Source organism: Paenibacillus caseinilyticus, assembly GCF_027533645.1.
GTDB lineage: Bacteria > Bacillota > Bacilli > Paenibacillales > NBRC-103111 > Paenibacillus_G > Paenibacillus_G caseinilyticus.
Map to the genome: position 1 here is coordinate 1 of NZ_JAQAGY010000007.1, position 20956 is coordinate 20956.

21 protein-coding genes and 1 pseudogene are annotated in these 20956 nt (G+C 54.8%); 8 read left to right on the top strand and 14 right to left on the bottom strand.

The genetic code is table 11. From position 1 onward, the window contains the following. Positions 1-124: 124 nt before the first annotated feature. Positions 125-790: pseudogene (locus tag O9H32_RS12355) on the bottom strand (aminotransferase-like domain-containing protein); the annotation flags it as partial. 163 nt (positions 791-953) lie between these two features. Between O9H32_RS12355 and O9H32_RS12360 the strand changes: the two are divergent. Continuing rightward, complete coding sequence (locus tag O9H32_RS12360; protein WP_269866407.1) at positions 954-1730, top strand: arylamine N-acetyltransferase family protein; 777 nt, start codon at positions 954-956, stop codon at positions 1728-1730. Positions 1731-1844: 114 nt separating this feature from the next. On the opposite strand, the gene O9H32_RS12365 is transcribed toward O9H32_RS12360, so the two are convergent. Continuing rightward, on the bottom strand, positions 1845-2720 hold the full coding sequence (locus tag O9H32_RS12365; protein ID WP_269866408.1) for a LysR family transcriptional regulator: 876 nt from the start codon (positions 2718-2720) through the stop codon (positions 1845-1847). Positions 2721-2819: 99 nt separating this feature from the next. Here O9H32_RS12365 and O9H32_RS12370 point away from each other — a divergent pair, with 99 nt between their 5' ends. Then, positions 2820-3755 carry a DMT family transporter gene (locus tag O9H32_RS12370; protein ID WP_269866409.1) on the top strand — a complete coding sequence of 312 codons (936 nt, stop codon included), beginning with the start codon at positions 2820-2822 and terminating at the stop codon, positions 3753-3755. Between the two features lie 164 nt (positions 3756-3919). Next, on the top strand, positions 3920-4483 hold the full coding sequence (locus O9H32_RS12375) for an NAD(P)H-dependent oxidoreductase (protein WP_269866410.1): 564 nt from the start codon (positions 3920-3922) through the stop codon (positions 4481-4483). A gap of 129 nt (positions 4484-4612) precedes the next feature. Here the strand turns inward: O9H32_RS12375 and O9H32_RS12380 are convergent, their stop codons facing one another. The 3 genes from O9H32_RS12380 to O9H32_RS12390 form a co-directional block, all read right to left on the bottom strand. Then, positions 4613-4972, bottom strand: coding sequence for a winged helix-turn-helix transcriptional regulator (locus O9H32_RS12380; protein WP_269866411.1), 360 nt, complete (start codon positions 4970-4972; stop codon positions 4613-4615). A 33-nt stretch (positions 4973-5005) separates the two neighbouring features. Continuing rightward, positions 5006-5476 (bottom strand): DinB family protein, encoded by a 471-nt coding sequence (locus O9H32_RS12385; protein WP_269866412.1) that lies wholly within the window; start codon positions 5474-5476, stop codon positions 5006-5008. A 68-nt stretch (positions 5477-5544) separates the two neighbouring features. Next, positions 5545-6501, bottom strand: a complete 957-nt coding sequence (locus O9H32_RS12390; RefSeq protein WP_269866413.1) for a 3'-5' exoribonuclease YhaM family protein — start codon at positions 6499-6501, stop codon at positions 5545-5547. A 260-nt stretch (positions 6502-6761) separates the two neighbouring features. Between O9H32_RS12390 and O9H32_RS12395 the strand changes: the two genes are divergently transcribed. Further along, complete coding sequence (locus O9H32_RS12395; RefSeq protein ID WP_269866414.1) at positions 6762-7610, top strand: LysR family transcriptional regulator; 849 nt, start codon at positions 6762-6764, stop codon at positions 7608-7610. Between the two features lie 153 nt (positions 7611-7763). On the opposite strand, the gene O9H32_RS12400 is transcribed toward O9H32_RS12395, so the two are convergent. From O9H32_RS12400 to O9H32_RS12410, 3 genes are all read right to left on the bottom strand, one after another. After that, complete coding sequence (locus O9H32_RS12400; RefSeq protein ID WP_269866415.1) at positions 7764-8255, bottom strand: AbfB domain-containing protein; 492 nt, start codon at positions 8253-8255, stop codon at positions 7764-7766. Continuing rightward, positions 8183-9124: a glycoside hydrolase family 43 protein gene (locus O9H32_RS12405; RefSeq protein ID WP_269866416.1), complete on the bottom strand. Its 942-nt coding sequence runs from the start codon at positions 9122-9124 to the stop codon at positions 8183-8185. The genes O9H32_RS12400 and O9H32_RS12405 overlap by 73 nt, the downstream gene beginning before the upstream one ends. A 280-nt stretch (positions 9125-9404) precedes the next feature. Further along, positions 9405-10697: an arsenic transporter gene (locus tag O9H32_RS12410; protein WP_269866613.1), complete on the bottom strand. Its 1293-nt coding sequence runs from the start codon at positions 10695-10697 to the stop codon at positions 9405-9407. Between the two features lie 206 nt (positions 10698-10903). Between O9H32_RS12410 and O9H32_RS12415 the strand changes: the two genes are divergently transcribed. Beyond that, a complete protein-coding gene (locus O9H32_RS12415) occupies positions 10904-11326 on the top strand; it encodes a hypothetical protein (protein ID WP_269866417.1) in 423 nt (140 codons plus the stop codon). Positions 11327-11341: 15 nt separating this feature from the next. Here O9H32_RS12415 and O9H32_RS12420 read toward each other — a convergent pair whose 3' ends face one another. The 3 genes from O9H32_RS12420 to O9H32_RS12430 all read right to left on the bottom strand — a co-directional run bounded on the left by O9H32_RS12420 (position 11342) and on the right by O9H32_RS12430 (position 14143). Continuing rightward, on the bottom strand, positions 11342-11719 hold the full coding sequence (locus tag O9H32_RS12420) for a PAS domain S-box protein (RefSeq protein ID WP_269866418.1): 378 nt from the start codon (positions 11717-11719) through the stop codon (positions 11342-11344). A gap of 223 nt (positions 11720-11942) precedes the next feature. Beyond that, positions 11943-12428, bottom strand: a complete 486-nt coding sequence (locus O9H32_RS12425) for a MarR family transcriptional regulator (protein WP_269866419.1) — start codon at positions 12426-12428, stop codon at positions 11943-11945. 203 nt (positions 12429-12631) lie between these two features. Then, positions 12632-14143, bottom strand: a complete 1512-nt coding sequence (locus O9H32_RS12430) for a monooxygenase (RefSeq protein WP_269866420.1) — start codon at positions 14141-14143, stop codon at positions 12632-12634. Between the two features lie 312 nt (positions 14144-14455). Here O9H32_RS12430 and O9H32_RS12435 point away from each other — a divergent pair, with 312 nt between their 5' ends. After that, positions 14456-15325 carry a pentapeptide repeat-containing protein gene (locus O9H32_RS12435; RefSeq protein ID WP_269866421.1) on the top strand — a complete coding sequence of 290 codons (870 nt, stop codon included), beginning with the start codon at positions 14456-14458 and terminating at the stop codon, positions 15323-15325. 128 nt (positions 15326-15453) lie between these two features. Here O9H32_RS12435 and O9H32_RS12440 read toward each other — a convergent pair whose 3' ends face one another. The 3 genes from O9H32_RS12440 to O9H32_RS12450 form a co-directional block, all read right to left on the bottom strand. Continuing rightward, positions 15454-16839: an FAD-dependent oxidoreductase gene (locus O9H32_RS12440; protein WP_269866422.1), complete on the bottom strand. Its 1386-nt coding sequence runs from the start codon at positions 16837-16839 to the stop codon at positions 15454-15456. A 229-nt stretch (positions 16840-17068) separates the two neighbouring features. After that, entirely contained in the window at positions 17069-17416 is a 348-nt protein-coding gene (locus O9H32_RS12445) for a DUF2277 domain-containing protein (RefSeq protein ID WP_269866614.1), read from the bottom strand. A 90-nt stretch (positions 17417-17506) separates the two neighbouring features. After that, positions 17507-18103 carry a TetR/AcrR family transcriptional regulator gene (locus tag O9H32_RS12450; RefSeq protein ID WP_269866423.1) on the bottom strand — a complete coding sequence of 199 codons (597 nt, stop codon included), beginning with the start codon at positions 18101-18103 and terminating at the stop codon, positions 17507-17509. Between the two features lie 124 nt (positions 18104-18227). On the opposite strand from O9H32_RS12450, the gene O9H32_RS12455 reads away from it, so the two are divergent. Continuing rightward, the gene (locus tag O9H32_RS12455; RefSeq protein WP_269866424.1) at positions 18228-19253 is read left to right on the top strand and encodes an alpha/beta fold hydrolase; all 1026 of its coding nucleotides are present in this window, start codon (positions 18228-18230) and stop codon (positions 19251-19253) included. A gap of 307 nt (positions 19254-19560) precedes the next feature. After that, positions 19561-20874 carry a serine hydrolase domain-containing protein gene (locus O9H32_RS12460; protein ID WP_269866425.1) on the top strand — a complete coding sequence of 438 codons (1314 nt, stop codon included), beginning with the start codon at positions 19561-19563 and terminating at the stop codon, positions 20872-20874. Positions 20875-20956 lie beyond the last annotated feature (82 nt).

Here is a 20956-nt window from a genome sequence, read left to right on the forward strand (position 1 = left end):
GTCCATGAGAGGATCCTTTTTAGTGGATTTTGGACAGTAACTACCTGACCATTCCATTATAAAGGATTTTTTTTGTTGTCTCTTAAATCTCAATATTCTGAATTTATTTATGCAACGCTAGTGGCATCGTATAAAAGAATTTGATCCCGCCTGATCTGAACTCCTCTTCCAGCTCCTGCAGATCCACCCCGTTCACCGTACGGGTGATGCCGCGAACCGGTATGCCCTCTTTCTCGAGAAACCGCAAATACATATCATAGCCCGGCTGTTCGACCAGGATGACCGAGTGGTTATTCGGAAACGGCATTCTCGCCAATCGTTCCAGCGCCGGCTGCACGCCCGAAGTCACAACAATCCGTTCCGCCTTCGCGAATACCTGATACCCGGCCAGATGGGAAGCAAGGGTATGGCGCAGCGACTCCAGCCCTAACGCATCCCCATAGGTGAAGAGTTGGTGTTTATATCGATCGATCGCCTTGTTCAGGCAATGCTGGAAATCCAGATAAGGAAACACCTCAACATCCGGCAGCACCGAAGCGAAGTCAATGGTGCCGCTTTCGCCCGGAACCGGATCATACATCGGTCTCTCGACTACGTAATACCCGCTTTGCGGGATCGAGTAAATGACGTGCCGCTTTTCGAGCTCCCCGTAGGCATGGATGACCGTACTGATGCTGCATCCGTACTGCTGCGCGGCGCTGCGGATGGAAGGCAGCTTGTGGCCCGGACGGTATTGTCCTTCCGCGATGCTCTCCTCGATACCGGCAACGATAGACATATATTTATTCATACGGCCCCCCACTTCCCATCTACCTTCATCTCCCTTCATTGTACATGAGTAAGCAGACTGTAACGGTACAGTTGTTCGAATCCGTCCTTGTTCGCGCCGCCATTCCGCCCTATCATAAAAGAACGGATCAATGGCCGCCAATACGAATGAGGAGGTATGATTTATGAGTGAGCTGAGCGCTTTATTTCGCCGGAGACTGGATCTTCCGGTGAACGGAACGATACATTTCGAAGACTTGAATCAGGTACTGTCCCGAATGGCCAAGACCATTCCTTTTGAAAATTTATGTATTATCGGCGGTACAACCAGCGCGATTACCAAAGAACATCTGGTCGACAAGATCTTAGTCCGCCGGGAAGGCGGGCTTTGTTACGAAATCAACCCGCTTCTCTATCTCTTCTTACTTGACAATGGGTTCGATGTCGTCCTAACGCGGGGGATTGTCTATAGCCATCAGCTTCAGGCGTATCCCGCCTCGGGGAGAACTCATATCACCATTCTTCTCACGCACAAGGAACAAACCTATATCGTCGATTCGGGCTTTGGAGGGAATTTACCTTTACTCCCTGTCCCCTTATCAGGCGAAACCGTTAGCTCCAGCAATGGCGAATTCCGGATTCGGAGAGAAAACAGCGAGCATGGCGACCATGTTCTCCAAATGAAATTGAAGCATAAAGACACCGAGTGGAAGACCGGATACGCTTTTTATTCCCATACCCCGCTGACCGGCCTATTGGAATGCAATGACGTCCAAACCATCATCGCAGAACACCCGGATTCCCCTTTTAATAAAGATCCGTTAATCACCAGACTGACCGATCGCGGCAATATCACTCTTACTCACACTTCGTTTACGCAGTGGCAGGATGGCATCGTAACCAAGGAGAATGTTACCCCTGCGCGTTACAAGGAGTTGTTGAAGCGGTATTTCGGGAGGTAAGCCCGGCGCCCATTCGCTATGGAAGTATATTATCCAAACCCCAGGCTGGCTGGTTTCCGCTGGAGCCTGAGGAATAACAGAGCCGGCTTCTGCTTTTTTGTCATCCGGGTGCTTTTACTTTAGATAAAGCTCCTTGGCCGTCTGAATGAACAGCTTAACGGCAATGGAAGCCTCGCTTATCGAGGGAACCGCCAAGTTGATTTGTCTGACCGGCTGCGGCTCCAGCGTACGCATACGAACACTCCGCGGCAGCGTCGATAAGGTCAGGGAGATCCGGGATACGATCGATATGCCCAGCCCCTCCTGGATCATGCTCAGAGCCGTATTGATGTTATGAACATCGTACTTGGTCCGCAGGTCGGCCCCATGCTGCTCGAACAGCTCATAGATCGGCGTTTCGAAGCCGCCCTTGCAAAGAATCATGGGCTCCCCGCTCAAATCGGCGATATGCACCTGAGGAAGGTCCGCCAGAGCGTGATCGTCCCGAATCAGCAGGCACAAGGGATCTTCGTAAAATGGGATGATGCTAAATTCATCGTTCGGCGGAATAATCCAACCGATATCAATCATGCGGGAGGTCAACCATTCTTTGATCTCGGTAATGGTCCCCTCATAGAGTTCAAATTGTACCCCGGGATATCGCTCTCCCATCACCCGCAGAATGGCCGGCAGGAAATTCGTGCTGATGATGGGGAAAGATCCAACGCGGACCGTCCCGATTTCCCCGCCCTTCTCTGCGGTCACCTCCTGCTCGACCTTCTCATAACCATTCAGAATCTCCCGGAAGAGAACGAGCAGACGCCGGCCGATGTCCGTAAGAATCATCCCTTTCTTCCTGTCGCGAAGAAGGAGGGTGACCCCAAGCTCGGATTCCAGCGTCGAGATGGCACGGCTGACGGCAGGCTGGGTCATATTGAGCTCCTGCCCGGCTCTGGTGAAGCTGCCGTTTTCTGCAATTTTGACGAACAGTGAAAGTTGGGATGGTGTCATAACAGTTGCGTTATACCCCCTATGATAAACATGCATTTTATTTATTCCAGTTGATATTGTATCATGAGAACAATTCAACAACAACTGGAGTGAATGAGGATGGAACACCAACCATTATCACGTATGCGCACTGCCCTTTATCTCTTGTTTCTCGTCACGGTATGGGGAGTGAATTGGCCGTTATCCAAATATGCACTGGGCTTCTCCCCTCCCTTGCTCTTTGCTGGTCTTAGAATCTTCATGGGTGGAGTGCTCCTTGTTCTGTTTGCCCTTCCGCATTATAAGAAGCTCCGTTTGCAGGCAACATGGCACATCTATCTCCTATCTTCCCTGCTGAATGTTATTTTGTTTTATGTGCTGCAAACGTACGGCTTGAATGTGCTGCCGGCCGGCATGTTCTCGGCCATTGTGTTCCTGCAGCCTGTGCTGCTTGGGATCGGGGCTTGGATCTGGCTGGGAGAGGATATGTTCCCCATGAAGATCATCGGCCTTGTTCTCGGGTTTCTAGGCGTCGCGGCCATCTCCTTCCATGGTCAATCGGGCTCCTTCTCCACGGCCGGTGTCCTGCTAGGCATAGGCAGCGCGGTTAGCTGGGCGTTAGGTACACTCTATATGAAGAGGACGGCTTCCCAGGTAGATGCGCTCTGGGGGATTGCGCTTCAGATGTTCATCGGCGGAGCCTTCCTGCTCATTCTGGGCTCTTCCGCTGAAAGCTGGCACGATATCGCATGGAATGTGCCGTTTCTTTCAACCCTTCTGTTTATTTCGATCTTCGTCACGGCCCTTGGCTGGCTCGTCTTCTTTCGTCTTGTCGCATCGGGCGAAGCAAGCAAGGTGGGCTCCTTTACCTTTCTGATCCCGCTCACTGCGCTGGTGATCAGCGTCCTCTTCCTGGGGGAGACCGTGTCGTATCATCTGCTCGCGGGATTGGTTCTGATTCTTGCCAGTATCCTCCTTGTGAATGCCAAGCCGAAGTCTATGCGTGCCGGTCAACGCGCCTATGCCAACAGCCGTTATCGTTATTCCAAGGATTGACTCCATCTCACGTTAGCGTTGAGCGGGCTGGCGGTATGATATCGGGTCGTACAGCGTGACACTCACCAAGAGGTAAGTACCTGTAATAAAGGTGCATACTTACCTGATCAGTGGTGATCGCTATATACTCAAGGAGAAGATCATACCGAAGGAGGCCCGCACCGTTGAAAACCCTTGTTATCGTCACACATCCGAGCATGGAGACATCCGTTATCAATAAACGATGGGTAGAAGAACTCAGAGCATACCCGGAAAAGTATACCGTCCACGAACTGCATAAGGCTTACCCGGACGGAACGATCGATGCGGTCAAAGAACAGCAGCTTATTGAATCGCATAGCAGCCTTGTGCTGCAGTTCCCTATCTTTTGGTTCAATTGTCCTCCTCTCCTCAAAACATGGCTTGACGAGGTGCTGGCATACGGCTGGGCTTATGGCTCTAAAGGAGGCGATAAATTAAAAAACCGCAAAGTGGCTCTGGCTGTATCTGCGGGGATTAGTAAAGAAGATTATAGTGCAGAGGGAAGATACCGCTATACGCTCCGGCATTTATTATCTCCTTTTGAAACGACCTTCCTCTACTGCCACGCGGATTATCGTTCGTTCTATGCGTATTATGGTCAAGAGAAAGAGCCGGGGGAGAATGTGCCCGGTGCCGAGAACGGGGCGCTTGCAAGCGAATTAGAAACAAGCGTTCAACACTATTTGGCGTTTCTGGGCAGCCTGTAATCGGCAGCTTCCATTCCATAGCTATATAAAAAGAAGTATCTCCTTGGGTAGGAGATACTTCTTTTGGTTAAGAGGCACTTGTATGGGACGTAAAACCAAACTCGGGGATATAAAACCAAACCGCTGGGCCTACCCCTGCACGGGCGCCAGAGCCGGTACGCCGTTTTTCTCTCCCCACTCGCACATCAGATGCAGCAATGGAATGAGAGTAAGACCGCGTTCCGTCAAAGAATACTCCACCTTCGGAGGGACTTGCGGAAACTCCTCGCGCAGGATCAGGCCATCTGCTTCCAGCTCTTTTAACATGATGCTCAGCGTCTTAAAGGGGATGGTGCCGATGCTTCGCTTCAATTCATTAAACCGCATCACCTTATGTTCAGACAGCCAATACAAAATGATCATTTTATATTTGCCGTCCAGTACGGACAGCGTATATCCGAAGCCCGTATCTTGAAGCTTCACACCGGTCGGAACACAGGTTTCGCTCACAAGCCGCACTCTCCTTCGGGTTGTTCATTACCTTCAATCCCAAACCCTTGGCCGCTCCAATCCGGCTGTTCTCAAATAATCTAGAAGCTGGCCTGAGTGGACGGCTTCATGGTATGCAATTCTCATAAGCATATCGCCTAACGATCGGATGTACCCGACGTCGCTTCGATCGATCTGAATTCGCGTTAGATCCTCTTGTGCGTATGATGTTACCGTATTCATGAAGGCATTGCGATACTTTTCTGAAAAGCGGAGCTCCTCTTGAAGCGTTGTAAAAGCACGCGTCTCGTACGGGGATTCATAGGCACTCAGACTTCCTTCATTCAGCAGGGCAAGGTGGTAATAGTGTTCACTATCCAGGACATGGCGGATCATCTCTTTCATGCTCATCGCCTCCGAATCCGGTCTCCAGTCCAAAAATTCGTCAGGGATGCTCTCCCAAATCTTGATGCTTCTGCGCCGGACTTCACTCAAATTGTGAACAATAGCTTCGATTGCGTTCATAACAGCTTCCTTTCGCTTTCCATTTATTGCTTTATTATATCAGAACCTACGTTCGTTAAACAGTTGTTTTATTCTCTCATCCTGTATATTTGTTTATTCTCCATAATCCTCAGAGGCTGCGTCCACTCTTCCGAATCAGGCATCGAATCGAGCGCATCCTCAACAGCCTGAAGCTTTGCATCCAGCGTATCGATATAATGCAGCGCAACAGCCTCGGGTATTTGCGGCTGCACCGGGCTTCCCCATTCGCCGAGATTGTGATGGGAAAGAACCAAGTGCTGGAGTATAACGACTTTCTCACTCGAGATATCCATCCCCAGAGCGATAGCCCCTTCCATAATCCAGTTTGCCGCAAGCGAAATATGCCCCAGCAGCTTTCCTTTAAAGCTATAATCCGTTACAATCCCGAGCTCTGCATTCATCTCCTCAGGCTTCGCTATATCGTGAAGGATAATCCCGGCTTTGATCAGATCAAGATTCAGGAAAGGACGCTGCTTGGCCACAAATTCACCGAGTTCAAGCATCCGGCAAATATGATAAGCCAGCCCCGCATAGTAAGCATGATGCATACCCTTCGCCGCCGGATAATGCAGAAGCCTTTCTTCTACCTTGGAGATACAGAACTCGACGACGTTTCGATATTCGCTATCTTGAATACTTGAGGCCGTTTGTTTGATGATATGTACTAGATCCACCGGTTGAACCGGTGCTGATCTGATAAAGTCCGTCAGCGTATACCCGTCCTCTTCCGTAACCTTCCGAATTCGATTAATCTTCATCTGAGGCTTTTCGCGATACATTTGAATAAGTCCGTGTACCTTCACCAACATCATCGGGAAGTAGGTCTCTTTATCTGCAGGAGAAACATCCCAGAGCTTCGCTGGAATTTCGCCACTGCGATCAGCCAAGACAAAGTCAAAGTAATCTTTCGGATTTGTCGAATTCGTTTGCTTGATATCCGCTTTCTTCAGCAAATAAAATCCGATGATTTCGTCGCCTTCTGTGAAAGTTCGAATTAAAGTCATTGCGTTGTCGCTCCTAAACTGTGTGATATATGAGTTATTCGACAACATACGCCTTATTGCCTTCTATTCACACCGCGGAAATCCGGCGGGATTACTCCCGCGAACAGTCGGTCTGCAGGGTACCCATTCAACGGAACGGGAGAAACCGGCCATGCGGCATCCTTGGGCTGAGATCCGGTCAGGAGATTATTTCTTGTGCTTCCACTTCTCCCACTATATGATAACTACCATACGACCATACGGGGGATGAGAGTGATCGCGTGAATACGGAATTTTTGAAGGGATTTATGGAAACGGCCCGGACCAAAAGCATCTCCAAAGCAAGCGAGGCTCTGCATATCTCGCATACCGCGCTCAGCAAACAGCTCCGAAGCTTGGAGCAGCAGTTTGATGTCCAGCTGTTTGCCCGTTCCTCGCAAGGCGTTGAATTGACCGATGCCGGGAAGGTCTTGTACGACTCCTCCCAGCTCCTGCTCGATCAGCTGGCTGTACTAACAAGGTCTCTTGAGCCCTATAAGGGATGGCGGCATATTCGAATTGGAACGATTCCGGATATTGCTTCCCAGTATCTACTCGCTTCGCTGCACAAATTAGAAGAACATGGCCATGAAGTGGAGTTGGTATGCCGGCAATCCACACCTGAGATCTACAAGATGCTGTTGAATGGAGAGGTGGATGTGCTCGTTGCCGAACGAATCTCCATGCATCCATCGATATGGATGGGTGATCTGCATCAGGAGCCTTTATTGGTGGTAATGCGCACAGATCATCCATTCGCAGCCAAACCGGCTGTTACCCTGGCTGAATTAAGCAGCCAGCCCCTCGTCCTGTACGCGGAAGGATGTACGATCCGCGCCAAATTGACGGATTTATTCGCAGCGGTGAATTATCCTATGCATATAAAAACCGAGGTTAACTTCAAAGAAGTTATCCTCGGTTATGTGGGCAATGGCGGGGGACTCACCGTGCTGCCTGAGCCCTACCTTGCACAGCTGCCTACCGACCGGTTAGTCAGCGTGCCGTTGCATCATCCGGATGCGAAGCGGACGATCGCCGTGTTCAGCACCAACCGGGCGAAAGGCCAGAAGATCTTCCGGCTGCTGAGTTAACGGGCAAGAGCCGCTTCCTTGGTTTTCACCACTTTGGGTTTCGGCATGGGGATTGAACCGCCTTGGCCGCAGTATCCATTCATCCTTATGGCGGTTTATTCGCAGAAGAGGAGCAGGTGCCGTGGTGGCAGCCTGCTCCTTCGACACTTACGCCTAATTCACAATCTTAAAGGTTGCATCCTGTTTGTCCTGATCGGTGCTGAGGGGATCCAGTTTCAACAGATAGCCGCTGTGCCGGATGTACCGGGCCGGGAAATTATAGGATTGGAACGAGGACCAGGCGGCATCCTTCAGACCGGGAACCTTCTTGAACGTCGCATCGGCCTTAAAGGCTGCCGTGCCGTCATCCTTGGCCAGCACAAAGTCATAATCGGAGTGCCGGAGATAGTAACCGGGGTAGTAGACGGACTGGAAGGACACATACTCCGACCCTCCGTTAGCAAGTCCTGGAACGATCTTCCAATACTGGTCGTTCGCCGGCGAGACGTTCGCGTCAATTTTGACATCAAAGCTGGCATGCCGGACGAACATATTCTGGAAATTATAGGACTGCAGCCGCTTCTTCTCCCCATTCACGCCGGTAGAGGTCTGAACCAGCGTGGGAATGGTGCCGTCGGCGTTGTACGAGAACTTCTCGACCGCCACCGACCGTCTGTAATCTCCTCCAGTCGGCAGTGCCCCCGTATGATAAATGAATACGGCTGACCCTTAAATTCGATGATGGATTGGTGGTTCGTTCCGCTTGTGCCGGTCGGCGCCATAATGACCCCCCGATACGTCCAAGGGCCGGCCGGGCTCGTGCTGGTGGAGTAAGAGATCGCCTCCGGCCAGCCGGAAGCGTACGACAAGTAGTAGAGTCCATTGCGCTTGTGGAGCCAAGGCGCCTCGGTAAACTGCGTAGGGCCGATCGAAGCTTGCGTCAAGGGGACATTATTAATGGAACCGCTGTACGATATCATATCGCTGTTGAGCTTGACATACATCAGGGCAGTGTTCCCCCAGTACAAGTAGGCCTGCCCGTTATCATCGACAAACACGGTCGGATCGATATCATCCCAGGAGTTGCCCGAGAACTTCGTCATATTGTTCGTGATCAAGGCGTGGCCGAGCGCATCCCGGAACGGACCTGTCGGGCTGTCTGATACCGCTACCCCGATGGCTTTGCCCGGAAGGGTCTTATGCTCGGCGCAGATATACCAATAGAATTTGCCGTTGCGCTCGATGACCTGGCCAGCCCAGGCATCTCTCTTCGCCCAACTGAATGCGCTTACAGCCATAGGCGTACCTCGATCCGTCCAGTTCACCATGTCCGTGGAAGAGTAGACCTTCCAATCCCGCATGACATACCCTGTGCCGGGTGCGGAAGCCTCGTCGTGTCCGGTGTACAAATACACCGTATTGTTATACACCAAAGCCGCCGGGTCGGCCGTAAAGGTGCTGCGAACTACCGGGTTGTCCGCGAAGCATGCAGCTGCAGACATCCACAACAGAAAGCGATGGATAAAGGTCTCCATAGGTTTGTCATATCATCGTCGCCTCCATTACTGATTCATTCAAGTCCATATCCTGCTGTCGTGCCCACAAATAGATTAATTTGAGTAAAACGTGTGATTTCGTTATGAGAAACCGAGGCTGCCCTGTGGTGATCGCAGATAAACTCATCTCCCCATAAAGATGACAGGTTCGAGCCCTGGCGAGATATGAATTCTTAGGTATGGCAAAGAGCCGCTGTACCGCAGCGGCTCTTCCTGTAGAATCCTCTTAGGTGTGCTCCCCTTCAGGCTGGAACGGACTTTATGAAATGAGCCGGAGCCACAGATACAGTCCCGATAAGGTAATGAACAGGGTCGGAAGGGTAAGCAGAATACCGATCTTGAGATAGTAGCCCCAGGTGATCGTAATCCCTTTGCGGGATAGCACATGCAGCCACAGCAAGGTCGCCAGCGAGCCGATCGGTGTAATTTTGGGGCCAAGATCGCACCCGATCACGTTAGCGTAGACCAGCGCTTCCCGGATGACGCCCTCGGTTGCCGTTCCTTGGATGGCCAAGGCATTGATCATCACCGTAGGCATATTGTTCATGATCGACGACAGGATGGCTGCGATGAAGCCCATGCCTGCCGCAGCCGCGAACAATCCATGATCGGCGACCGATTCAATGAGGCTGCCCAGATAATCCGTTAACCCGGCGTTCCGAAGTCCGTACACGACCACATACATCCCGATGGAGAACACAACGACGGCCCAAGGCGCTTCTTTGATAATCCGCTTCGTTTCGATGGCCGGACTCCGCCGGGCAGCCAGAAGGAAGAAGACCGCCACCACCCCGGCGACCATAGAGACCGGGAGGGATGTGAATTCGCTCATGAGATACGCAGCAAGGAGAACGCCGAGAATAACCCAGGATAAACGGAACAGCCGGAGGTCTTTGATCACTTCCTTTGGCTGCTTCAGCTGCCCGACATCATATTGCCTTGGGATTCCCCTGCGGAAAAATAAATACAGCACAAGAATACTCGCGGCCAGGGAGAAGAAATTCGGCACAACCATACGGCTGGCATACTCGACGAATCCGATATCAAAATAATCCGCCGAAACGATATTGACCAGGTTGCTTACGACGAGCGGCAGCGAAGCGGTATCGGCAATAAACCCGCTAGCCATAATAAAGGGCAGGATCATCCGTTCCTGGAATTGCAGGGCCCGTACCATCGCAAGCACAATAGGGGTGAGAATCAGGGCGGCGCCGTCATTGGCGAACAGTCCGGAGACCGCAGCGCCCAAGAGGATGACATACACGAACATCGATACTCCGTTCCCTCCGGCGAGCCGGGCCATATGCAGCGCCGACCATTCGAAGAGGCCGATCTCGTCCAATAGCAGAGAGATCAGGATAATCGCCACAAAAGCAAGCGTGGCATTCCAGACAATGAGCGTCACATCTTTGACATCCGCAAAGCTGACCACACCCAGCAGCAGCGCAAGAACAGCGCCGCCCATAGCAGACCAGCCTATGTTCAGGCCCTTGGGCTGCCATATGACCAGAGCCAGTGTAATTAGAAAAATGAGACTTGCAGTATAAACCATATGTACCCCCTGCCCATTCAGCTGCAGCATCCATCCGGTATACAGCCCATCGTGTCCCGCTACGTACAACGATCTCTCCTGGAGAAGGAACCTCAACCAGTATATTATTATATAGCTATTCGCTTATATGTAAAGTCGTATATGATTCGATGTCCATCGAATGATCCATGGTATATAATTACGGTAACAAGGATAGAGGTGATACGATGGGATCGAATCCGGATATAGCCCAGGTGGCAGCGCTGATCGCAGACCCTTCCCGCTCGGCCGGACAAGTAGGGATTGCGCTGACGGAACACTGGATCGCGCTCGGCTGGCTGGAAGCAAGGGAAGGCGATTTCCATTTGACTCCCCAAGGGATGGAAGGATTCGGAGCTTGGGGTCTGGAGACCCGGCGGTTGACAACCGGAAGAAGGCACGTCGCGAGGAAGTGCCTGGACTGGAGCGAGAGAAAGTATCATGTAGCCGGGAAGCTGGGAGAAGCCGTGGCTCATAAGCTCTTCGAGCTGGGCTGGATCCAGAGAAAGCCTAAGGGGCGGGCTGTAACCGTAACGGAGCAGGGCTGGCTGGGGTTGTTCGAGGTGTTCGGTCTGGAGCCATGGGACAGAGAACATGAAGGGTGGATGTGATTCAGCCGCATCAAATCAATTAATGTCAGTGGCCACCTTAAGCACCGCAGTCACCCGGTCATCCTGGAATACCGGCATATAGGTCGCTTCAAGCCAGATCAGGCGGCTATCCTTGGTCAGACGCTGGATCTTCTCTTGAAATTGAATGCCTTGGCGCAAATTATTCCAAAGAACTGTATATTCCGGACTCTCCGCGTAGTCCTTGGTACAGAACTGACGGTGCTTCATTCCCTTGATCTCGCTGACCGAATACCCCACGGCGTCGGCAAAATTCCGGTTCGCCCATAGCACGTTGCCTTGAGCATCGAATTCAATCATGGCCAGGGTGTGCTCCATAGCTCCAAGTACTGCCTCGCTGTCTAAGACCTGTGTACTCCGGTTCGGATTCGTCATGTTGTGCCCTCCAAGATATCAATGGAATCAAGATTGCTCTTGAAGCGGGAAGTCTCCATCCAAGGTTACGCGCCAAGGCTTACGTGTACATTAATTATCCATCCCTTCCTAATGTAATCTACACAGCCGGGCAGTATACGATACTATTCCCTTGGAACACGCTTGTACCGGCACCGGGATTAGATGAGATCCACTTAGCCGGAGCCCCATCACTTGGAGGAAGTTAATAATCCCACTCGAGCAGATCCTGCAGCAGTTCCCGGGAGAATGCCAGCTGTTCGGGCGTATATTTGTCCAGAAAGCGCAGGAACTTCTCTTCCATCTTCCGGTGCAGCCGGCGGTGGATTTCGTGCAGCCGCGCTCCCCTGTCCGTTAACCGGAAGTATACTTCCTTCTTGTTATCCGGAAGCTGTTGTCTTAGAATCAGCTCCAGCTTCAGCAGTTTTTTGCTGATCCGCGTCACCGATCCCTTCGTCAGGCCGGTCTTCTCCGAGAGGGCTGTGACATTGACCGATCCGCAGTCGCCGATGCAGGCGATCAGGTGGATTTCGGATAAATTCAGATCAAGCTGGAAGCCCAGTTCCGTCTCCATCTTCCTCTTCTCTTCCTCGAAACGGACGGAAAAGGTGCCCTCCCTCATCTCCTGTTGAGTGAGAAGCTGCAGGAACAGCTGATATACCCGCTGCTTGGATTGCTCTTTTTTCGGCATAGACTTGCGCTCCCCTTCTTGTGCCACTCCCCCTATTATACAATAATGGTTTCGTAGAAAACCATTCGCTGTGTCTGCCGGAGCCGCCTCGGTCCGTCTGCTGCCACGTACCTTTGCCAAAACCTGCGCCGGAGGCGGACCAAGCCTCCGGCATCGCTGATTTTGTTTCGAGAAAAACAATATAGTTATAATGTTCTCAATCGTTATACAGTTACCGGTTCCCCGCACCAGCGGGCCAATCCCTGCCTGACCGCCTCCCACGGCTCCGGTGCCGAGCGGCATACCGCCCACGCGATATATCCGTCCGGACGGATCAAGGCCGTATGGACCCCGTCCCAATCCGGCGCCGCCGCAGCGGCCGAGGCACGCACGACCCGGAGATGACGGTCACGCCATCCTTGCGCGAAGCGCTCCAGCCGCTCATCCGCAGCCAGATGGAGCAGGACGAAGCGCCCCGGATGAAACAGCTCGTAAGCCATCCGCAGGGTGCCGTCCTCCAGCCGAAGCTTCAGCTCCGTGAACCGGCGGCCGTTCAAGGCATGCGGCATTGCCGCAGGGTCCGGCGCATACCGGATATGGAACGCCGAGATTCCGCCCGCAAGCTGCGCGTTAGCCTCCGGGATCTGCAGAAGGCTGGAGAGCATGGAACGCAGTTCCTGCATGCGGGGCGAGAATTCGGAGCCCATCAGCATCGTCTGCACGCCGGTGTTGCGCAGCAGTTCCGTATTGACCGGGAAGCGCTCCTCGTGATAGCTGTCGAGGAGCCACGCCGGCGCCCGCCCCTGTAGTTCGGCAGCCAGCTTCCAGCCCAGATTCATCGCTTCCTGCAAGCCCACGTTCAACCCCTGCCCGCCGGCAGGGAAATGAATATGCGCCGCATCGCCCGCCAAAAAGAGCCGCCGGCTCCGGTACTGCGCTGCCTGGCGTGCCGCATTGCCGAAGCGGGACAGCCAGTAAGGCCGGCACATGCCGAGATCGCTGCCGAGGATGCGGATGAGCGCGGCACGCAGCTCCTCAAGTGTCACCGGCTCCCCCTTGGGGACGCCCGTACGCTCCGGGTCGATCACCACTACACGGTGCATGCCGTCCGGCAAGGGCACGATCATCGCCAGCCCCTGCTCGGTATAGCGGGACAACACGCCCGGGCCGGATCGCTCCGCCAGCACCACATCGCCCAGCATGGCGGTCAGGGTGTCCCCCGTCCCTTCGAACGCGATCCCCGCCTGCTTGCGGACGAGGCTTCCTGCCCCATCGGCTCCCACCGCATAAGCGGCCGAGAGGCTGAAGGGTCCCTCCGCGCTGACGGCACCAATCTCCATCCCCTGCTCATGCTGTTGTACCGATACCACCTCCACCCCCCGGCGGATGTCCGCGCCCAGTTCTCTCGCCTTCTCTTCCAGCACCCGCTCCGTGGCATGCTGCGGAATGAAGAGGCTGAAGTTCGATGCGGAATCCAAGGCCGAGAAATCCAGCCGGGTTTCGAGCGCCGCAAAATGGCCGGTATGGACAGGCTGCCCCAGATTCATCAAATCGGCCTTCCAGCCGCGCATATCCAGAAGCTCGAGGCTGCGGGGATGCAAGGTGAGCGCGCGCGAATACGGCGTCGTCTCCTTCAAGCGTTCCAGCACGCAGACCCTAACTTCCGCCAAGGCCAGCTCCGCAGCCAGCAGCATCCCGACCGGTCCGCCTCCGACAATCACCACTTCATAATCCATTTGTATCTCTCCTTTGGGCTCGGATGAAGGACTCAGGTCCGCCGGTGCTTGACATCCATCCCCCTTATTTTGTTTTGAGAAAAACAATATAGGATTAATATTGTTTTGTACGAAACAATATTAACGTATCATATCTCCCTCCCCTGTTCAAGCAAAAGCTGGAGGGCACAGTAGAGCGGCAGCCCCCAGCCCCGGCGGCTGGGAAAAGGATTGACAAATTCAGGATTCGGTACTACCATACAGGGATTGTCAATTCAAGCTTGACCCATCATTCTATATCCTCATCCGATATACTGAAAGGAGATTCGTTAGATGCAAGATCCTCAAATCGATTCGGCTGCCCCTGCGGCCGAAAACCGTCTTCCTCTGCACTCGGACTGCGAAAGCTGCTTCGGCCTCTGCTGTGTGGCGCTGCCCTTCGCCGCTACGGCCGACTTCGCCATAGATAAAGACGCCGGACAGCCCTGTCCCAATCTGCGGACGGACTTCCGGTGCGGAGTTCACAGCAATCTGAGAGGGCTCGGTTTCCGCGGCTGCACGGTATTTGACTGCTTCGGCGCCGGACAAAAAGTTTCGCAGGTTACCTACGGCGGGCGCGACTGGCGGCAGGCCCCCGAAACCGCGAAGCCCATGTTCGAGGTATTCCCGATCATGCGGCAGCTCCACGAACTGCTGTGGTATCTGTCCGAAGCGCTGACGCTGCCGGCGGCACGTCCGATCCACGAAGAGCTGCGCCTTGCGCTCGGCAAGACGGAACGCTTCACGCATCTCGGCCCCGACGCCTTGCTGGAGCTCGACGCTGCCGGTCACCGGGCCGAGGTCAACGAGCTGCTTCTGCGGACCAGCGAGCTTGTGCGGGAGGATGCCCGCCGCCGGCAGAAGGGGCCCACCGGCCGGCAGAAGAGCTACGGCCGGGGAGCGGATCTCATCGGTGCCAAGCTGAGAGGCGCCGATCTGCGGTGCGCCAACCTCCGGGGCGCTTATCTCATTGCGGCCGACCTCCGCGGAGCCGATCTGCGAACGGCCGACCTCATTGGGGCGGACTTCCGGGATGCGGATCTTCGAGGAGCGGACCTTACCGGCAGCCTCTTCCTCACGCAGGCCCAGCTCAACGCGGCGAAGGGCGATGCCGGCACGAAGCTGCCGCCTTCTCTCACCCGCCCGCTCCACTGGTCATCCTAAGGAAAACCTATAGAAGCCAAATGAAGCGCTGTCGTCCTTGGAAGGACAACAGCGCTTCTGTCTTGTGGCAGCCTGGTACATGTCAGCCACTATGCAGAATAACGATCCGCTGTTTTGTGACAGCGCTCTCAGTGACCAGCTTCCCCGGGCAGACCTGCGGATACGCCAACATGTTCGCCCAGCCACGCGCCCTGCTCCACGAGCAGCCGCTGCAGCTCAGCAACCTCAATGCTCCGCGAGGAAGCCGATGCGCTAAGGGCAAGGGCAGCAGCCGTGCCGGAAGCCTGCCCCATGGCGAAGCAGTTCGGCATCACCCGCAGCGAGCCTTGCACGACGCGGTCCGAAGAGGCCGCACGTCCGGGTACCCACAGGTTGTCGATCCCGGCAGGAAGCAGAATGCGGTAAGGTACGCCGTGGGACTGGCCCGGCGGCAGGTGGGTAACCGTCATGCCCCCTTTGCTGTTCGCCATATGGATATCAATATAGTAGGCATTGCGGGCGATATCATCCGGGAAAGACCTCGCCCCCATGAAGTCTTCGGCGGTGAGCACATAATCCCCTTGGATGCGGCGGGTCTCCCGGATGCCGATCTGCTCTCCAGTAGCCACCACCTGGGCTTTCCCGAAACCCGGCACACGCGTCCGGAAGAACTCGACCTGACGCGCAGCCAGCCGGCGTCCTTCGATGGCGCCGCGGGTCAAATCCTCGGCCTTCGTGCCGTCAATACCGAAAATATGGCCGAAGTTGACCCCGACGAGATCATCGTCCAGCCAGGCAAGCCCGGAGACCGAGGTACGCCCTTCCGGCAGCACGCCGTCCGCGATGGCCTTCGCTACGGTACGGTGCAGCTGGGCGGTATCGCCGGATTCCGCCAAGAACCGCTGGAATGCCTGTCGGTCGACTTTGGCAAGCAGATAACACATGCTCCCCGGCTGCAGTTCTCCCTCTTCCCCTCCCTTCTGGAACGGAACACCCGCCATCGCGGCAAGATCCGCATCTCCGGTAGCATCGATCACATAGCGGCAGCGGACCGCCGACCGTCCTGATTTGTTCACGATGACGAGGCCCTCGATGGTCTTCCGGTCCTCCGCGAGAAGCACCTCGCTGACCACCGTGTGATACAGGAGGCGTACTCCGCTCTCGGCTGCGGCGTCGTCATACACCCGCTTCAGCACTTCCGGATCGATCGGCACCCAGTCCAGCGACCGTTCGTACATCTGCCGATACTCTGCGCTGCAGGCCGACTTCATCCGCTCCATAAGCTCCAGCCCGATCCCGCGGACAACCGGCTTCACTTTGTCCGTGAACGGACAAAAAGCGGGCACCAGCGAGACGGTACCCATCCCGCCGAGGAAGCCTCTCTGCTCCAAGAGCAGAGTGTCCGCTCCGTTCTTCGAGGCGCTGATCGCCGCTGCGATACCCGAGGCGCCGCCTCCGACCACGACCACATCGACATCATAAGAGACAGGAATGCGGCGTGACGGCAGCGTCACTTCGTTCCGATGGTTCTCCATCCTTCCACTCCCTTTCCAGACAGGCGAATACTATATCAAAGTCTATTCGTCATCGTCTGATCACAGTATTCTCGCTGGTTAACAAGACCACTCGGCAGGAACAATACGCGGGTGATCCGCATAGAAGTGAACGCATTATGTGAAGGCATCATGTTAGACGGGTCCGTGCAGCGGGTAATTTCCAGTTGAGCTTGTAAATTTTTACAGGGAAAGGAGCAGCGCCCATGTCCTAACGGCCATCCCTATCGGACTCTGGCACGTGCACGCTGTCCAGGGCTGCCGCTGAGTTAAGCTTCGCAGTGTCCTCGCCAGTTCCGAATCGCTTGGCGGAACGGGCCCGGGCCTTCTCCAGCTCCACTTCCCGGCTGCGGGGTTCGGCTTGGGTGACCAGCGAGTCCATGAGCTTCCCGGCGATCGCCGCCACTTCGTCCACCGCGAGCCGGAAGGCTTCCGCATTGGCCTTGGATGGCTCTTGGAACCCCGAGATTTTCCGGACGAATTGAAGCGAGGCGCTGCGGATCTCCTCTTCCGTTGCCGGAGGATCAAAGTTAAACAAGGTTTTGATATTGCGGCACATAGCATGCATCCCCTTTGTGATTGAAAATGGTCCGGCTCCGCCGCCTGAATGCGTAGGTGCGACGATCACCCTGGACGCGCAGGCCATAGCTTACAAGCCGCCGCAGAGCTGCTGCAAATGCTGGTCGATGATGCGTTCGATCCGGTCGGCAGGCAACCGTCCGGGGCGCAGCAGCTGGTGTATGGCCAGCCCGTCCACAAGCGCATAGAGCTTCTCCGTCTCGAGTTCGGGGTCGAGTCCGCTCCTGGAGAGCCCGTGCTCCTGGAGGGTATGCACCACCAGTTTGGAAGCCTGGAAGAGCTCGTCCTGCATCTCTTCGCTGAGCGCTTTGAGTTCCGGATGGACCAGCGTCTTGGCGTTGAAGGACAGCCACACCTCCATCTCCTTGCGCCGGTCTTCATCCACCGGCAGGAACTGCAGAAGCAGCTCCTTCACATCATGCAGAACCGGCCCCTTGTTATCCATGAGACCGATCCGGCGCTCGATTCTGCTCCGGAACAGGTTCATGCAGAAGGCGAACAGTTCCGCCTGGGTAGAGAAATAATGCCTCATGGAACCTACGGACAGACCCGCTTCCGTAGCTATGTTGCGTACCGTAGCGTGCTCGAGTCCATACTTGTGGATCAAACGCAGCGCCGCTTCGGCCACCAGATGTCTTTGTTTTTTATGATCTACAATTTTTGGCATAGCCCCATTATAACCGCTTTGCTTTTTTGAATACAGTGTGCTATATTGCTCTTGTATTAGTACAGTGTATTAAATAAACAAAGGGGGCGAATGACTACTCCAGCATGAAAGGACAGGTTTCCCGATGATACCTACGAATAAAAGTGAACATCAGCGGCCGTTAAGACGAACCTGGACGAAGATCGTCTTCGCCGTGCTGTCTATCCTGTTAGCCATCCTCATCTCTGGATCCACATACGAATGGTCCGCCGCCAAGCGGGCACGGGAGAACTTCCCTCCCCCCGGCAAGCTGGTGGATGCGGGGGGCTTCCGGCTCCATCTGCATAAGCTCGGCAGCGGCTCCCCCACGATTCTGCTCGAATCGGGAAGCGGGGAAAGCAGCTTGTCCTGGAGAGAAATTCCGGAGAAGCTGAGCTCCTTCGCCACCGTGGTCGCTTATGACCGGGCAGGCTATGCGTGGAGCGAAGCTTCGCCGAATCCGCGAACGGGGGAGAACATCGTCCGCGAGCTGCACACCGCATTGAAGAATGCGGGGATCAAGGGACCGTATCTCCTGGCCGGCCATTCCCTTGGAGGCATGTATTCCCGGCTGTTCGCCCAGACCTACCCGGAGGAAGTCGCAGGGATGGTCCTCATCGACGCCAGGCCCGAGAACGACGCCCGCCGTACGGAACCGATCTATGCCCGGGAGAAGCCGAAGAGCAATCCTTCTCCGAACATCTCGATCCTGCTCAAGGAATCCGGCGCTTTCCGGCTCCTCCCGAACTTCCTGCTGACCGGACGGGTAGATAAGCAGGACCGTTCAACGTTTGTCAATGTCGTCGCATCCCCCAAGTACTTCCAGGCCGTATCCGAGGAAGGCAGCCTCGCGCACACCACGGAGGATGCGATCCGCGGACAGAATCTGGGCGATCTTCCCGTCCGGGTCATCGCACGGGGCGTCCGGCAGGACCTTACGCGCTTTGGCATCAGCCAAACCGCGAATGAAGAGATCGAGCAGAGCTGGCAGACCGGCCAGCGGGAGGCACTCGCCATCTCGACCAACAGCCGCCTCATTGTGGCCGAGAAGAGCGGCCACTACGTGATCCATGACCAGCCCGAACTGGTGATCCAAGTGATCCGCGATTTGATTTCGGAGCTTCACCCATAACCAGCGAGCTTGTGATCCAAGTGATACCCGATTTGATTTCCGATATGAATCCATGATCAGCCCGAGCTGGTGATCCAAGCGATCTACGATTTGATTTCTGATCTGAATCCATGACCAGCCGGAGCTGGTGATCCAAGTGACCCGCGATTTGGTGTCCGATATGAATCTATGACAGGCCCGAGTTTGATTTCCAATATCGGCTCCACTAGCCGGCCGCTTCCGAGACAAGGCACATGAGAATAAGGTGTCTTGTTTGTTTTTGCATGGGACTATTTTTACATTTCATTCTATATGAGGTGAATATTTCATGATATCGAGGCATTTGAAACGGTTAGCGATTCCTATGACCGCCAGCGCCCTGCTTGCCGGAAGCACGATGCCTTCGGCATACGCCCTGTCTTCCGCTGAAGTGCAGGCCCCATCGGTTCAGGATCATAACGGCTCTCCCTCCCGCTTGACCGCCGAATCCGTTGCGGCCCCTGTTCTCTCCCTGGAGGACGACACGGAGGATACATCCGTTGAGTCGGCTGCTTATCATCCTTCGCGCTTCCTCACCTTGTTCGAGCCGGACCGGATCGTACGCAACTTCCGTTCTATGAAGAAGGTATTCCCGAGCCACCGGATTCACCCGAACAAGCGCGGAATCTACACATTCAAGCAGGCTCCGCGTTCCCTTCCCGAGTTCAATTACACGTTCGGCGGGGAGTCCCTGTCCTTCCAGGAGCTGCTGGAGCGCACCGGCACGACCAGCCTCCTGGTGCTCAGCGACGATACGCTCTGGGTCGAGAAGTATTTTCGGGGCAACACCCGCGATTCCTTGGCTACGTCCTGGTCGATCTCCAAATCGTTCACTTCGGCGCTCATCGGTATCGCTATAGACGAGGGATATATCGGCAGCATCGAAGATCCGATCACGAAGTACCTGCCGGATTTGTTGGGCTCGGGGTATGACGGCGTGCCGATCAAACATATTCTCAACATGACCTCCGGCGTGGATTATCCCGTGTACCAAGAGCCGTACATCAGCCAGTGGTACCGGGAGCTCTTCGTGGAAGGCCGATCGTTCAACAAGAAGATGACGACTCTCACTTCCGCAGCCCCTCCGGGAACCTTCGTCTACAAAGGCTCCGACACCCAGGTGCTCGGGATGCTGCTCAAGAAAACGACAGGCCGGCAGCCGTCGCAGTATCTGGAGGAAAAGCTGTGGAAGCCGCTCGGCATGGAGAGTCACGCCTTCTGGAATACGGACCTGCACGGGGATGATATGACCTTCGCCTATCTGAACGCCACATCGCGGGATTATGCCAAGTTCGGCCGCCTGTATCTGCATAACGGGAATTGGAACGGCAAACAGCTCATTCCCGAAGCTTGGGTAAAGGAAACGTATACGGGCAGCGAGGGAGCGCCGTTCTATAAGAATCAATGGTGGATTCCCGCGGACGGTCTCAACACCAACGAGATTTTTGCCAGCGGCATCTACGGCCAGACGATCTATGTGAACCAGAAGGAGAACATCGTCATCGTCAAAACCAGCGTGGCTACGAAAGAAACCGAAACGTATGAGGAAATTGTGGCATTCCGTGAGGCCATCCGCCAGTTGAAATCCGCCCCGGCTTACTGATCGCTGCCTGACCTGACCCCTCCCGGGTCTCTCACCCCATGTCCGTGGTGTCTGGATGCCGCCGGTCGGAGGTACAACAAGG